Below are 14,679 nucleotides of genomic sequence, written 5' to 3'. Positions count from 1 at the left end.
AACAAATTTCAGATAGACAGCAATTATCTATGAAATTAAGAAGAAAAGTACTTAAAGATTTGGTGGTTTCGTAAACTCTCCTTATATTTGCAGTCTGATTCAGTGGAAACAGAAGAGGATATGATAGGAAAACAAGGATGATTAACGTCTCCTTAAACCTATAAAAATCCTCATTGTACTATGGGCTTGTTTGGATTTGACGGCAAGACGAGATGGTACGTAAGCACGCGGAGCATCGTTGACTGGCTCCTAAATCTCAGTTATCAAACAATTAATTGGCGAAAACAATTACGCTCTCGCTGCCTAACCGAAGTACAGTAGGTTACTGGCTTTATCCGACTATTAGATAGTTGGACGAGACATCGCTCCGAGGATGTTGTTCCGAATCCAGAGAGTAAGCGATGCAGGTTCAATCGGAGATAGTTAGTGTATGCCTCAATACACTGATGAAGACTAAGAGGATAAGATGTCGGTTGGTGGTCCAGGTCTTGCCGACATACGAAAACCGAAGGCTGGAATAAACGTGTAGAAAGCGTATGGTTTCCTTGTGCGGACGTGGGTTCGACTCCCACCAGGTCCACCTCTTAATCCTAAAAGGGATTCTCTAAAAATTAAAAGGCAGTATCAAAGTTTAATTTGATACTGTCTTTTTTAGACTCTCATTGCTGAACTCATATACAGCTCTTCCGAGACATGGAATGAAAAAGCCCACTGAAAGAAGGAGAGATTATGTCTTCTATTATCATAAAAAGTTTAATTTCGTTTTGCTGTCACTTTTAACATTTCAAGTAATCTCCCTGTTGTTCAGCGTATTAAGTCGTCGCTTTGCATGACAGGAATGACAGGAAAATTTGTTTTCAAGTAATGTCTCCTTCGAAGCAATGCCCAAATCATATACGTTTCTACCTAATAATAGACCCTACAAGACAAGGATTATTTATGCGGCAGTAGCGCTTTCAGATGCTCAAGGTGCCTCATCATCCTTTGTTTCGTTTGCGCATTACGTTCTACACGACATGCCGCTTCTAAGTCAGATAAGAAGGGGAGATAGTCAGTCTCAGCTATAAAGCGAGCCGCCCGTTCTCTTACAGCAGGGCTGTTATCAAAGAGCAGACCCTGTACCCAGCGTTTAGCATCCCACGACCGACAGTTCTGTAGCCAATCGAGTGCCGCTATCTTCTCCTTAGGCGAGCCGTATAAGAATGTGTTATAATACCCACGCTCCTTTTTTAAATCAGCTTTCGTCATGAGAATCTCACGATTATATAGATCGGGATTAACGACTCGCTTCGAATAAGCTACAACTGGCATTCGTAATGTCCAACGCACCATGCGTGGTATCATCCACATCATTCCAGGTGTTGCCTCTGGGTGCGAGATACTACTAAAGACACGTCCTTTCCCATACTCATTGGCGATAAAGAATGGACGATTGTTCGTCATGTTAGCAGGTGCATTACCTTCTTCGTGCACATCGGTCTCCATCATCGCCATAGCCGTGTAGGGAAGAGGAACACTATCACTCTTCACAAGGACCGGACCTTCATAATACATCACGTATGAACGGTCTCGATTAGCAAGTTCAGGGAATAGTTTTCTACCTTCAGCGGTAAGAGAGAAAGCTGATATACCATGTCCACGGTTGTCATGTTCGATGTCGATTGCCTTTCCACCATTGATGTGCATACAAGCATATCCTGGTGTGTCTGTAAAGAGATAGGCACCAGCACAGATACCCACAGCACCTTTTCCTGAACGAATAAAGTTTCTTATTCGTTCCATGTTCTCCTCTCCAAGATTCATGTACTGCGTTGCTCCTTCTCCTCCTGGGATGATGATAGCATCCAAATCACTCAAAGCTCCATTCGCAATATCGCCTGTTGTGATTGTTCTCACAGTCATGTCTGGGTCTAACTGTATAGACGCTATGGCCTCCCAAATACACGTTTGCGCACCACCATTACCTTGGAACACACCCACACGTACCTTGTTCCCTACTCCCATACTCCATGCATTCAGTCCTACCAAACACATGGCAATGATAAAAATCGTTTTCCGTAGCATAATTGTTTATGTTAGTTTGTAATTCTTTTATAGTCTTGCTTGTTCATCGTCAACCTGCTATGAACGAAACAAAGATAGTATTTATCTTTGATACTTACATGCTTACATACGTGTTTTAAGTATTTTTAGACTATCACTTACCGTCTTGTTCCACCTTATTATATAGTCTCCACTCATCTCCCCTACCCTTTCCTCCAATAAGCAGACAACCAACTCCCTTACACGACATTATCACTAAGCAAAGCAGAACGAGCGATTGATTTCCTTGTCAACGCCTATTACGATCTTTATCATTTACGAAACATCTTACCCAACATCTTCTTATAGGTTCGTGATTATGCCACACAGCCAATGTCATTAGGGTGAGAAGCCTCAATCATAGCGTCTTCCGTGAAAAAAGAAATCTTGCAGCATTGATAATTAGAACACGCCATCTAACTCCATGGAAGCAAAGTGTAATGTCAAACCAACCACCTCATTGTATCATACCCATTATTGTCATTATTGCTATCCCTTATCATATAAATGTACACGGTGCACGAAGTCGGGTATCATGACTGGTATTGAGCCATTCTCAACAGATAGTTTAGATAGCTCCGCAATGCTGCACCACTCCGCTAAGTCATACACATCCATATCCAAAGGGAGCCCATCTTGCAGACACTGAGCGAGCCGTAAGTCCATAAAGAAGGACATCCCACCTCGTGAATCGAGCTGTTTGGCTAAAGCGATAGTCTCGGATGAGAAGGAAGGCGCATAATGATTGAGTAGTCTCTCTATCTGAACAGTATTCAAGGGTGTGTCATCTTCCTCTATCTCAATACCCACCTTGGCCGCAGCCATAGGACTTAATTGCACTTCTGGGGCAGGATATTTAGCGACATACCCCTGTGTGCCAACCGCTTGGAACATCCTACTATAAGGACGTGGAGTCATCACATTATGCTGTATAAGGATAGTCTTCCCCCTCACCGTCCGTATCATCGTAGACGTTTGGTCACCATTAGCAAAGTCATCGCAGTCTGTCCCCATCACCGTTTGATACATCTCCCGCCCCTTAAAAGCATTAGATTGCATCGCCGTAAGGTACTGCATGTTGTCAGAACGGTGTATATCAAGGAGTCTGCAAGCTGGTCCTATACTGTGCGTAGGGTAGATATCGCCGGCATGCCGACGTGTGTACTCCATGCGCCAAGGCATCCAACGGTCGCCAATAGGGTGTGCATACCCCCCTTCAACGTGTATAAGCTCACCGAGTAGGCCCTCTCTTACCATTTGACAGACTGCCATCTCAAAGTAGTCATACACTACATTCTCTAACATCATACAGTGTTGTCGTGTCCGCTCGGCCGTATCGACCAGTTTCCAGATGTCTTTTAAGGTGAGTGCTGCAGGTACTTCCACTGCGACACATTTCCCTTGCTCCATCGCATGAACGGCTATAGGCACATGCGACATCCAATCCGTACACACATAAACGAGGTTGACTGCTTGCTGTTGACACATATCGACGTAAGCTGTCTCACCCCAAAAGACCATCGGACGAGACTTCCCTAACTGCTCAACATGCTGTGCCACCTCCTCAGCCACCTCTCTTGAAACATCACAGACAGCAGCTATCCGAACCCCAGGGATATGACACCAGCGTGTGACTGCCATCCGTCCACGAGCGCCAACACCCACAAAAGCCACCTGCAAGAGGGGCATCGGTGGGAGTGTCAACGACAGAACATCACGCTGACCCACAGCCCGAGCTGGGATAAAGGTTTCTAACGGACAAGCAATAGACTTCACTTTCATTGTTATTGTAGGTTTTATTCTGTGCCAACATACTTAAAGCATGAGAAGATGTTACACTATGCTCTCTTCCCTTTCGAGTGGAACCAAGGCCTTACACAGCACTAACTCACTCCTCGAAAGTCTCCTATTCCCCTATTGCAGTCTGACGATAACAACCAAAAACAGTCATAAAGCGGGGCTTAAATGGGGGAAAGAGACCCTTCAAGTACATTGTCATGACTTGCAAAGATAGTCAATTATTATCGAAAATATTGTATGTCAGCTGACTTTTGGAGATATTTACGTCAGCGCATAGACTGAGATTATTATTAAAACAACATTCGTTTGAACTGAAAGACACGACTGTAATAAATCGTCCTCACACCATTCAGCCTTCAAAACGTCCATTTCCGATGAGAACACATGCCTGACTACCCCTGCTATCTATCTTTAATTCACGCTCACTTACGTATCTTTATAGAAAATGATTACCTTTGCAAAGTAGTTTAGAACAAATCACAACGATATGAAAAAACAGCTTATTTTGCTTTGTGCGTTGGCCTTCTCCGCATCGCTACACGTCACAGCACAATCGTTTAAGAAGCAGATTAGTGCTCGTCCAGAGCTTTCTGCCAACAATTACCTTGCTTATCCGACTCCTTCTGGTAAGCTGACACCTGCTCCGTCAGGCTATCTTCCTGTCTATCTCTCCCACTATGGCCGCCATGGCTCACGTTATCTCATCCATGCGCAGCAATATCTCCGCCCAATAGAGACGCTCGAACGGGCCGATTCAGCAGGCGTTCTGACCAATGAAGGGAAAGATGTATTGAAGAAGTTACACCTCATGTATGCTGAATCCTACAAGCGGTGGGGCGAGCTAACACCGTTGGGAGCACAGCAGCATCAGCAGATTGCGAGAAGAATGTATCGTCGTTTCCCATCCGTTTTCCGTGATTCTGTGTGGGTAGATGCCAAGTCTACGGATGTTATCCGCTGTATTCTGTCCATGGAAAACGAACTGCAAGAGCTGATTCGACATAATCCTCGCTTACGCATTAGGCATGATGCGAGTGCACATGACATGTATTTTATGAATCAATCAGACAAGAAACTGTCTCACCAAAGGGATAGCAGTGCTGTAAAGAATACGATTGACGAGTGGGGCAAACGCAACATCGACACCAAGCCTTTGATGGCTCGCCTCTTTAAGGATAAGGAATACGTGGCCAAGAAGGTAGATGCAGGACAGCTCGCCTTCGACCTCTTCAGTCTGGCAAGTATTGTTCAGAACTCAGAGATACGCCACTCGCTCTCATTGTACAATCTCTTTACGTCAGATGAGTTATATCGTCTGTGGGAGCGAAGCAATGCTTGGTGGTATCTACGCTATGCCAGTGCACCACAAAGTGGAGGTAAGCAACCTTTCTCACAGCGCAATCTCTTGCGTAAGATTATCACCGATGCCGACTCTTGTCTGGCCCTACCTCACCCAGGTGCTACCCTTCGTTTCGGTCATGACACGATGGTTATGCCATTGACTTGTCTACTTAATCTTAATAACAACGACATTAGCGTAACGGATATAGATAGTCTCGACCTAAAAGGTTGGAGCTCTACTCGCATTGTCCCTATGGCTGCTAACATTCAGTTCGTGTTCTATAAGAACCCTAAGAAGCCTAATGCCGATGTCCTCGTGAAGGTTTTACTCAATGAGGAAGAGGCTACGCTGCCCCTTCCAAAGACCTCTACACCTTATTATTATCGATGGAGTGACTTTAAGAAATACTATCTTGCAAAGCTAAACAGCTATCGTGAATAAGGGGCTGCACGCTCTTCTATCTAACAGCTGGTGGCGGGTATTTCCCATCACCAGCTGTTTTCTTCCCCCACCCCTGTCCCTTTTACTCATCAAAGCCCTGACCGTTTGTCAATAATTTTCACCTTTCTTAAATCCAACACACGCCCTTCACGGGGTAAGAAGACGCCCTTCTACAGTCAAGAACATGCCCTTCTTGCACATTAAAGAGGCCCTTCTTGATGCAAGAAAGGCCTATTCTTTAACACTAAACCTAACCACCTGATTTGTTGAATGTTACAGACTCTATTATAGAAGGTATCACACCCCTATCTTGAGAGTATTTTGTTAAGTGATATGTAATGATTTTTCATAATCTTACTAATCCTACTGATAAGGGGAGAAACCGCTACCCATGAAAGTGTTTGGAAACTTATATAACCCTAAAAAGAATGTTTGAAACACCCACGCAATTATCGGATGAGCTAAAGAAAAACTTAGAATGATAAAAGTAAACGAACATTAAGTTTATACCCAATGGGGTATAATTACGTTAAATAAGTATAAGATTATACCCGTTAGGGATGTTCTACGCTCTTTTTCATATTTTTTTTCGTATATTTGTACCCGATAAGGTATAATCAAGATGGAGAATAATCAATTATCAACCACACTAAAGCAGCTACGTAAAGAGTATCATCTTACGCAAGAGGATATGGCTTTCAAGGCTGGAGTAGGTCTACGCTTTGTTCGCGAAATGGAGCAAGGAAAAGCAACATTACGTATGGACAAGGTGAATCAAGTGCTTCTACTGTTCAACCTACAATTAGCCCCTGTACCCATTCCAAGGGAAGAACCACCATTATTATATTCATCGAAATGAGACAAGGACAGGTATTTGTTAAGAATCAATTGGCGAGTATCATAACGGAAGATGAGACTGGTTACGATTTCACTTACGCACAAGCATACTTAGATAGTGACCATCCCACACCTGTTAGCCTTACCTTGCCATTAAGCAAGAAGGACTATCAGAAACAGAGCTATAAAGCTCTTATCGATAGCCGATTAGATGTATTAGCATGGGAATAACTGCTCCTTTGTACATAAAGTAGAGATATTCACGAAGCTTTCGAAATAGCTGCTGACATAATCTGGACACACTATAAGAAACGAGGAAATCATTATTTGCTGTCATTCCTATCATTGCTTTTGCATAAAAAACCTGTTGTACACCAACGAGTTAGCGCAAATGTAAAAAATGACAGCAAATAAAAACAAAACTAAATCAAGGATTTATCGTGTGTTATAGAGAGCTTTTATTTTAGGTAAATCACTTTGCTTTGTCCACAACTTTCAATAGGTCGCGCCCCCGTACATGCTTTTTTGCAAATAGACGAATGATATTCTGGAAAGGAACTGGCATCTGTGCAAAGTCGCTATTATCACAGTCAAAGACTGTACGCCTATTTACCTCAAGCCATACACATACATCTCCTTGTCCATAATGTTCAACGTCTCCATCATAATTTATAGATGCTGATGGATGCTGATGGATAAAAGTAACAATACTATCATTCGCCTCCTGGGACAACTTAAAACTAATTTTATTCTTAAAATCAATCCCATCGTCGTCTATACTCATTATCCGTGTCCGTGTGTTATATTCGAACTCATAATTTGGAAGAGAGCTTTCGTAACATAATAAATGACAATCAAGAATATAGTTTCGTTCCTTCATCAGATAAGACTTACGTAGGTTTAGAATTTCCTTCTGATGCCGCTTATATAATAAGGAGTCGGTAACAAAAAGGCTATAAGCCTTCATACCTCGATCTTCATCAAGTTTATTATCCGACCATGCCACCAGTACTCCCCACTGGTCATAGAACTTCCATTGTGCAGAATCAGGGATTAGTGGTGAATCTCTGAGGCGTCCTTTAGACCTTACTTTATTTACTATTCCTCCCCTATCACATACGAAGAAAGAGCCAACGGAGGCATAACCATCTGTGATAATATGGTTCTTATCCTCATACCACACAGTTTTTGGAGCTTCAATAGTGAACAAAAGCAGACCGATAAATCCAACCACAAACACAATCCCACTGATGAGGATTATCGCTAAGATACCTAATATCTCATTATAGTTAAAGGTCTTCTTGATGACTCTCACTATAGGATAAAGCCATATAGGAAGGGTGCAGAGCATGCCATAATACAATATGCTGTCTAAGACAACATTGAGCTGTAAGTCATCAGACAGGCACATGTGCAATATCCACCAACTGAAGCACAGTAGGATGTGTAGTAAAAAGATGGAATATACAATCCGCTTAGTTGTCATAACAATCAGCATTTGTTACGAACAAGGAACATATTTCTTTATTCGTGCGTGATAAATCGTTGCTCAGCTAACTGCTCGTACTTCGTACCCTTACGACCATAGTTAGCGTATGGATAGATACTGATTCCCCCACGAGGAGTGAAGATTCCTGTCACCTCGATGTACTTAGGATCCATGAGCTTAATGAGGTCCTTCATGATAGTATTCACACAGTCTTCATGGAAATCACCATGATTACGGAAGCTAAAAAGATAGAGTTTAAGACTCTTACTCTCAACCATTCGCTCGTCAGGGACGTATGAGATACGTATCTCAGCAAAGTCTGGTTGTCCCGTAATAGGGCACAGACTCGTGAACTCAGGACAGTTGAAACGTACCCAATAGTCATTCTCTGGATGCTTGTTCATAAACGTCTCCAACACCTCTGGCGCATAATCCATTCTGTATTGGGTTGCAGAACCTAACGACTGCAAGCCCTCTTCGTTTCTTTCCATAATCGTTTATATTGTTTTACTTGCAAAGGTAATACATTGTTAGTAAACTACAAACACCTTCACAAGATATTACCAAAGAAGATGACCTACCTCTCCTTTTGTTGTCTCCGATATTCAAGAGGACTGCAACCAAGCCGATCCCGCACGTACTTCCCAAAGAAGCTTGTGTTAGGGAAGCCTAATAAGTTACTAATCTCCTTCACACTCATATCCGTTGTGCGTAGGTAGTTGCTGATAGCAGGTCGACTAAGAAGCCTACAAAGAACCTTGCACTTGAGATTCAACAAGCTTACGACCATTAGAACTAACGCCTGTTAGAGCAGTTTCTGACGTACAGGACTACTCTCACACATTGACATCTTATATGAAAGTCGGTAATGTAGAACTAAAAGTAATCGTCTTATCAACTTTAAGAAAGTAAGTAAACAATGAGAAAAGACATACTATTATTTCACTCGCTCATAATGAGTCTCACCGCAAACACGCAACAGAAATTCACTTTTTAGTAGGTTAAAGAGTGTACTATGATACATACTATCTGTATTTGAACTACTAACAACACTATTTTCCAAGCTTCAAAATGACTTTTAAGCTAATGAACTACGAAAAAAGGGGATGTGTCTTCTGATTGACACATCCCCTTTCTTTCGCCTATCCACTTATGTTTATTGTAAAGAGAAAATCTTCCATATACTATAGTTCACACCGTTGTCATAAACATCTTCGCCTTCATGTTGCTTTAACTTCTTTACTACACGGATAGTGATAGGCAAGGCTATTACCTCATAAAGCGTCTTTAACACTACCTGCCAAAGCATTAGTTTTGGCAATTCAGGGGTAGGAACAACGCCACCCAACGCTAATGGAAAGAAGATAAGAGAGTCAAGGCTCTCGCCTGCAATGGTACTCAAGATGGCACGCCATGAGAAATGACGACCTCCATCACGTAGTTTCATCTTACTCATCACGTAGGCATTAGCGAATGAACCTACGATGAAAGCTACGAAAGAGGCTGCTGCCACACGTGGAGCAAGGCCAAAGATAGCATGGAAGCCTGCTTCGTTTGTCCAATAAGGTGCACCCGGTATCCAGTCGCATAATGCTCCCATCGCCACGAAAAAGAAATTCATTGCAAAGCCCGTCCATATCAACAGACGTGCTTTTTGGAATCCCCACACCTCACATACACAGTCGTTGATGATGTAAGAGATGGGGAAGACGATGAGTCCACCCGTCAATGAGATACCTAATACAGAGATTTGCTTTGTCTCGAGCGTGTTTGCTGCAATAAGGCAAACGCAGAAGAGGATGCTGAAAAGCATAAACAGCACACTCACTTGTTGTTTACTTTTTGTCATTGTCTTGTTTTGTTAAAGGGGGTTGAGCAAGTACCCCTATTCAATTAAGCGGCTGCAAAGGTACACATTTATATTGAAATAACTCTAAATAATACAAGAAAAGAGAGAGTGTGCTAAGTTATTGTTCTATCAGAACAGACGCTCTAAGCATCTGTAAGACCAATATCTTAACACACTCTCTATCATGTATTATAGCCCTAATCGTGGCAATATGGGCAATATAAGTCTAAATGTAGCAAATTACTATATTACCCTTTTTACACCATCGGAGCTTAATCCTCCCAAGGAGTGAACTCAATTTCGCCCCATTCACTTTCCTTAGCTTCGAAACCACCTACGCCATCAGTGGCTCCACTATCACCTGGTTGTGAGTTAGAGGACTCTACAGGAACACCGCTCTGGTTACCGAAATGGCCATCAAGGATATCACCATTTACATTCAAAACCACCACCTCACATTGAGGGGTTAAATATATCTTCTTCATGACTTTATCCTCCTTTGATTATTTAATTACGACCTTCTTACCATTAACGATATAGATACCACGTGTTGGATTCTCTACACGACGACCCTGTAAGTCATAGTAAACACCATCATCAGTGCTACGCTTTGAGTTTTCAAGAGTCTCTATACCAGTTGTACCACCGTCCTCAAACTCTAAGACAAAGCTCTTTGCCTGTGCTTCAGTGCTGGTAAGGACAAGGAATGCCTTGTTGCCTGGGATATTAGTAACATTATTCTTCACCTTATAGAAACCTATTGGGTTTCTGCTATCAGCGGTGTTGATATTGAAAGCACGGATGTTATCATGCGTTACATTGTAGTCATTTCCTGCACCATCCTTCACTGTCAAGCCATTGATAGAGCCTCCAAAGAATGTTCCACAGAGACGGTTATTACTTGTCTTAGGTTTTTCATCACCCGTAGGCAACAACTGATTGTCAGCAGGATTCGTAGAGTTACACTCCAAAACAACGGCGGTCTGAGCTGGAACTGTATCGCCTTGCTGAGCAAGCTCCTTCACTTTAGCGAAATAATAACCTTGAGCATTCTTAGCATCAACGCCCTCAATGGTGTAAGCTTTTACGTCACCAACTATCTTGAAGGGGAAGTCCACATACAATGTAGTGTAATACTTGCCATCTCTACCCTTCATGTTAGCAGAAGGCTTAACACCAAAGTAGTTTATATCATCAACCTTTTCAAGGATCCACATAGCTGCATCTCCTGTCACAGGGAGCTCAGGACCAAAGTATTCGTCCGTAGTATTATTATTGACAAAGTCAAACTTTGCCTCCGTTCTGTCATATTCATTATGTGCTGTCCCTGTCGGATTAGCAGGGTTATAGGCTGTTCCTGAAGGGTCGACCTTCTTTAATGCACCAGAAATAAGATAGTAAGTTTGTCCTTGATTGATACGATTTTCTGCACGTGTAGTACCAATATAATGCTTTATAACATTAACAATATCAGCATTAGCATTTGGACTACTTTCTATCTTTGCTAAGGCAAGACGCTCTATTTCATACCATACATCGTCTGGATTACCACGGTCTAAAGCTGCCTTCAAGTTAGGATAACTATCCAGTGCATTACCTACCTTCAACTTTACAATAGGCCAAAGATCACAGATTGGCTGCATGGAAGGAACTGTCGCAAAGGCATAGTAAGCATCACGCCCATCAGATGTTTTTACAGATTTTAGGTGCATTTTCAAATCCCATTGTCCAATCACACTCGTATTAAAAACATCAGAAGCCATGCCACCCCCAAAAGCACCAAGCTTTTCAATCAGCTTGTCTTTCACAGCTTTCTCCACCGCTTCAATTTTAGGGTTTAGGTAATCATTGATTACATCAACACCTTGTGAACGGAGAGTTGTCACGTTAAGCCTGCTTGCGTCTTTGTCATCAACCTCTGTTTTAAGGTGAATTACAGTACCAGGCAACGTGGTTGCCTCAGCCTTAGTGGCATTAGGCTGTGCCGCAATTTTACCCGTTACATAAACATACTGCTTGCCATCCGAACGCTGATGAGCATTTACAATACGATAATAACCATCATCTGGTTTTGTTGGATTAGGTGTTCCTTGGCCAAAAGCAGCCACAGAAAAGAATCCTAACACAAGTGTCAGGACTGAGTGTAAATGTTTAACCATAAGTTTTATATTATATAAGAGTTTATTTAGCTTACATGCTTTGTCTCTTTAATTTAGCTGTGCAAAAATAATACTTTATGTAAATAGCAATACAAAACAGCATGTATTATTAATAAAAATTCAACATAATGCTACTTTATGTCATTCTTTTTCGAGTACATTTACATAACTTTTATAGATTAAAGTATTTAAGACATATATTAACCAGCCGTGTTTATATTTCTGAAATTTAATTTACTATAACCGAATAAACCGTATGATCAACTATTTTTCATGATCGCCTAATATATCACTTTACGCATAAAGCGAGAGTAAACGCATAAAAAAACATAATTATTCATGGTGATAAGCAGAAAATCAGTACTTTTGTAGTCTTATCAAAGAATAATTAATTATGAAGAAGATTATTTTAATATCAATGTTAGCTACGGCTGTCTTCACCGCTAATGCACAAGACACCAAGCCATACGAGGAGAAGATGTCTCAAATAGAGGCGCAGTTTAAGAAACTTGAAGCTGACTATCAGACATTCGGAAAGAAAGACCCTTCAACCCTCACCGAAGCTGAGAAGGCAAAGATTAGCGAGATTATCGCCAAAGCAGATTCGCTTGGTAGCGCACAGAAGAATGCTGTCTTAGAGATAGCAAAGAAATTCAAAGACACAAAGTTCCCTGCAAAATATATTGCACAGGTGATGTATGACGTTGAATATGACGAACTAAAAGACCTTTGTGACCCAAAGACAGGCTATTATAATGAGCCTGAGATGGCCAAACCAAAGCAACTCTTTGAGTCTTACAAATTACGTCAACCTGGTTCAATGTATAAAGATCTTACCATGGAAGACCTCAATGGCAAGCAGGTAAAACTGAGCCAGTGGGTAGGCAAAGGTAAGTATGTATTGGTTGACTTCTGGGCAAGCTGGTGTGGTCCTTGCCGTAAGGAAATGCCAAATGTCGTTGAGGCTTACAAGCGTTTCAAGGATAAAGGCTTAGAGATTATTGGTGTTAGCTTCGACAGTAAGAAGTTACAATGGTCTGCAGCAGTAGAGAAGTTAGGTATGACTTGGCCTCAGATGTCTGACCTTAAAGGCTGGGAATCAGCAGCAGCTGCCGTTTATGGCATCCGTAGTATCCCTTCTAACATCCTCATTGATCCACAGGGTAAGATTGTGGCAATGGACCTTAGAGAGAATAAACTACAGGAGGTACTGGCTGAGAAGTTGAAATAAAGGGACTGTAAAAAGGAATTACTGAATAAGAGGCATTGCCTGAGAATATTCAAGCTCCCTTTTGAGGGAATATAAGTTCCTATTGCACACTCCGAGAAATTACGATTTTATCAATATAAAAAAGAACCCTATCTAACTCTACTCATGAGTTTAGATAGGGTTCTTTTGGTGTTATTGCGTTTTTATCTAACCGATAAGTATTGTTAAGTAGAGGATTGTATCACTCGTTCCTCACTATATATTCGTCTCTTCCTAACAACACATTACAAAGTATTTAGTATTCTAAACCACACGTGCTAAGTCTGCGTACGTATGTAAGAAAAGGTAAAGGCCCACCATCATTGTCAACATCAATATAGCGAAACATCAACAACTTACCTCTAAACAATAAGTCCATCAGACCATACTAAATAAGGACAAGCAACGCTCCCTTCAACAGTTCCGTCGTTGCTTTAGTTCAGAAAAAGCCTTCCGAGGCAGAGTTAAAGATGCTATTAGAGCAAGGAATAGATATACCCCACGAACACTACCGTCAGTATTGCTCCTTCCCACCGCTCAATCTTATACTTCGTAAACGAAAAGAGCCATATAAGGATGATGGAGATAACCATCATGGAAAGGTCGGTCATCGTAATCCCCTTTAATGTCATTGGACTTATCACACCCGTAAGACCAAGGATAGCAAGGATATTAAACACATTCGAACCGAGTACGTTACCTATCGCTATACCACTATTCCCTTTGCGAGCTGACACAACACTTGTAGCCAGTTCAGGGAGAGAAGTTCCTCCTGCAACAATCGTCAGACCGATAACTGCCTCCGACACACCGAGCTTTGTTGCCACTGCCGTAGCACCATCAACAAACAGATTACTACCTCCTATCAAACATGCCAGCCCAACAAGAATCCATACAATAGACAGCCAAGTGCCCATCGGCTTCTTTTCTTTTTCCTCTAAGTCAGTCCCTTGCGCCTTTGCTCCTCGAAGTGTTATATACATAAAAATAAGGAACATCACAAAGAGAATAGCCGCATCAATCCTACTAATATCCCCATCAAGACACATTATCAATAGTAAAGTAGAGGCTACAAGTGCAAAAGGAATATCCTTCCTTACTGTTGTCTTCATAATAGACATTGGTGCCACCAAGGCTGACACACCAACAATAAGCAGCGTATTAAAGATGTTTGAACCAACAATATTACCCACTGCAAGGTCGGAAGTACCTTTCAAAGCAGAGATAAGACTCACACAGAACTCTGGCATACTTGTCCCCATTGCAACAATGGTCAGCCCAATAACAATCTGTGGCATCTTCATCTTCTCCGCAACAGCCACTGCCCCATCGGTCAGTCGGTCAGCTCCCCACAACACAAGGACTATCCCGATGACTATAAAAAATATATTTAGTATCATTAATTCGTACTATATTGAATAACTAAAGACA

13 protein-coding genes and 1 other RNA gene are annotated in these 14,679 nt (G+C 41.8%); 5 read left to right on the top strand and 9 right to left on the bottom strand.

Annotated features, from left to right (window positions below):
* Positions 1-182: 182 nt before the first annotated feature.
* Positions 183-583: a transfer-messenger RNA gene (gene ssrA, locus HMPREF0666_RS16505) on the top strand.
* Between the two features lie 350 nt (positions 584-933).
* On the opposite strand, the gene HMPREF0666_RS06410 is transcribed toward ssrA, so the two are convergent.
* A complete protein-coding gene (locus HMPREF0666_RS06410; RefSeq protein WP_009011558.1) occupies positions 934-2,064 on the bottom strand; it encodes a BPL-N domain-containing protein in 1,131 nt (376 codons plus the stop codon).
* 507 nt (positions 2,065-2,571) lie between these two features.
* Entirely contained in the window at positions 2,572-3,864 is a 1,293-nt protein-coding gene (locus HMPREF0666_RS06405) for a Gfo/Idh/MocA family protein (protein ID WP_009011557.1), read from the bottom strand.
* 505 nt (positions 3,865-4,369) lie between these two features.
* Here HMPREF0666_RS06405 and HMPREF0666_RS06400 point away from each other — a divergent pair.
* From HMPREF0666_RS06400 to HMPREF0666_RS06390, 3 genes are all read left to right on the top strand, one after another.
* Complete coding sequence (locus tag HMPREF0666_RS06400; protein ID WP_009011556.1) at positions 4,370-5,665, top strand: histidine-type phosphatase; 1,296 nt, start codon at positions 4,370-4,372, stop codon at positions 5,663-5,665.
* A 622-nt stretch (positions 5,666-6,287) separates the two neighbouring features.
* Complete coding sequence (locus HMPREF0666_RS06395) at positions 6,288-6,524, top strand: helix-turn-helix transcriptional regulator (protein ID WP_009011555.1); 237 nt, start codon at positions 6,288-6,290, stop codon at positions 6,522-6,524.
* The gene (locus HMPREF0666_RS06390) at positions 6,521-6,733 is read left to right on the top strand and encodes a HipA N-terminal domain-containing protein (RefSeq protein WP_009011554.1); all 213 of its coding nucleotides are present in this window, start codon (positions 6,521-6,523) and stop codon (positions 6,731-6,733) included. The genes HMPREF0666_RS06395 and HMPREF0666_RS06390 overlap by 4 nt, the downstream gene beginning before the upstream one ends.
* 241 nt (positions 6,734-6,974) lie before the next feature.
* On the opposite strand, the gene HMPREF0666_RS06385 is transcribed toward HMPREF0666_RS06390, so the two are convergent.
* The 6 genes from HMPREF0666_RS06385 to HMPREF0666_RS06365 all read right to left on the bottom strand — a co-directional run bounded on the left by HMPREF0666_RS06385 (position 6,975) and on the right by HMPREF0666_RS06365 (position 11,999).
* The gene (locus HMPREF0666_RS06385; RefSeq protein WP_009011553.1) at positions 6,975-7,988 is read right to left on the bottom strand and encodes a hypothetical protein; all 1,014 of its coding nucleotides are present in this window, start codon (positions 7,986-7,988) and stop codon (positions 6,975-6,977) included.
* Between the two features lie 38 nt (positions 7,989-8,026).
* Complete coding sequence (queF, locus tag HMPREF0666_RS06380; RefSeq protein WP_009011552.1) at positions 8,027-8,482, bottom strand: preQ(1) synthase; 456 nt, start codon at positions 8,480-8,482, stop codon at positions 8,027-8,029.
* Positions 8,483-8,568: 86 nt separating this feature from the next.
* The gene (locus tag HMPREF0666_RS18435; RefSeq protein WP_255346420.1) at positions 8,569-8,781 is read right to left on the bottom strand and encodes a helix-turn-helix domain-containing protein; all 213 of its coding nucleotides are present in this window, start codon (positions 8,779-8,781) and stop codon (positions 8,569-8,571) included.
* A 366-nt stretch (positions 8,782-9,147) separates the two neighbouring features.
* Positions 9,148-9,840, bottom strand: a complete 693-nt coding sequence (locus HMPREF0666_RS06375; RefSeq protein WP_042856076.1) for a queuosine precursor transporter — start codon at positions 9,838-9,840, stop codon at positions 9,148-9,150.
* A gap of 272 nt (positions 9,841-10,112) precedes the next feature.
* Positions 10,113-10,325 (bottom strand): hypothetical protein, encoded by a 213-nt coding sequence (locus HMPREF0666_RS06370; RefSeq protein WP_009011549.1) that lies wholly within the window; start codon positions 10,323-10,325, stop codon positions 10,113-10,115.
* Between the two features lie 18 nt (positions 10,326-10,343).
* Positions 10,344-11,999 carry a hypothetical protein gene (locus tag HMPREF0666_RS06365; RefSeq protein ID WP_009011548.1) on the bottom strand — a complete coding sequence of 552 codons (1,656 nt, stop codon included), beginning with the start codon at positions 11,997-11,999 and terminating at the stop codon, positions 10,344-10,346.
* Positions 12,000-12,393: 394 nt separating this feature from the next.
* On the opposite strand from HMPREF0666_RS06365, the gene HMPREF0666_RS06360 reads away from it, so the two are divergent.
* Positions 12,394-13,230, top strand: a complete 837-nt coding sequence (locus HMPREF0666_RS06360; RefSeq protein ID WP_009011547.1) for a TlpA disulfide reductase family protein — start codon at positions 12,394-12,396, stop codon at positions 13,228-13,230.
* Between the two features lie 494 nt (positions 13,231-13,724).
* On the opposite strand, the gene HMPREF0666_RS06355 is transcribed toward HMPREF0666_RS06360, so the two are convergent.
* Positions 13,725-14,648 carry a calcium/sodium antiporter gene (locus HMPREF0666_RS06355; RefSeq protein ID WP_009011546.1) on the bottom strand — a complete coding sequence of 308 codons (924 nt, stop codon included), beginning with the start codon at positions 14,646-14,648 and terminating at the stop codon, positions 13,725-13,727.
* Positions 14,649-14,679 lie beyond the last annotated feature (31 nt).

Origin of the sequence: Prevotella sp. C561, assembly GCF_000224595.1 — a bacterium.
GTDB lineage: Bacteria > Bacteroidota > Bacteroidia > Bacteroidales > Bacteroidaceae > Prevotella > Prevotella jejuni.
This window is presented reverse-complemented; position numbering and strand designations above follow the sequence as displayed.

Excerpts from the sequence above, each read along its gene's own strand:
- HMPREF0666_RS06360 (WP_009011547.1), top strand. The coding sequence starts at position 12,394 with ATGAAGAAGATTATTTTAATATCAATGTTAGCTACGGCTGTCTTCACC.
- HMPREF0666_RS06390 (WP_009011554.1), top strand. The coding sequence starts at position 6,521 with ATGAGACAAGGACAGGTATTTGTTAAGAATCAATTGGCGAGTATCATA.
- HMPREF0666_RS06365 (WP_009011548.1), bottom strand. The coding sequence starts at position 11,999 with ATGGTTAAACATTTACACTCAGTCCTGACACTTGTGTTAGGATTCTTT.
- HMPREF0666_RS06405 (WP_009011557.1), bottom strand. The coding sequence starts at position 3,864 with ATGAAAGTGAAGTCTATTGCTTGTCCGTTAGAAACCTTTATCCCAGCT.
- HMPREF0666_RS06395 (WP_009011555.1), top strand. The coding sequence starts at position 6,288 with ATGGAGAATAATCAATTATCAACCACACTAAAGCAGCTACGTAAAGAG.
- HMPREF0666_RS06400 (WP_009011556.1), top strand. The coding sequence starts at position 4,370 with ATGAAAAAACAGCTTATTTTGCTTTGTGCGTTGGCCTTCTCCGCATCG.
- HMPREF0666_RS06355 (WP_009011546.1), bottom strand. The coding sequence starts at position 14,648 with ATGATACTAAATATATTTTTTATAGTCATCGGGATAGTCCTTGTGTTG.
- HMPREF0666_RS06385 (WP_009011553.1), bottom strand. The coding sequence starts at position 7,988 with ATGACAACTAAGCGGATTGTATATTCCATCTTTTTACTACACATCCTA.
- HMPREF0666_RS06410 (WP_009011558.1), bottom strand. The coding sequence starts at position 2,064 with ATGCTACGGAAAACGATTTTTATCATTGCCATGTGTTTGGTAGGACTG.
- HMPREF0666_RS18435 (WP_255346420.1), bottom strand. The coding sequence starts at position 8,781 with ATGGTCGTAAGCTTGTTGAATCTCAAGTGCAAGGTTCTTTGTAGGCTT.
- HMPREF0666_RS06375 (WP_042856076.1), bottom strand. The coding sequence starts at position 9,840 with ATGACAAAAAGTAAACAACAAGTGAGTGTGCTGTTTATGCTTTTCAGC.
- queF (WP_009011552.1), bottom strand. The coding sequence starts at position 8,482 with ATGGAAAGAAACGAAGAGGGCTTGCAGTCGTTAGGTTCTGCAACCCAA.
- HMPREF0666_RS06370 (WP_009011549.1), bottom strand. The coding sequence starts at position 10,325 with ATGAAGAAGATATATTTAACCCCTCAATGTGAGGTGGTGGTTTTGAAT.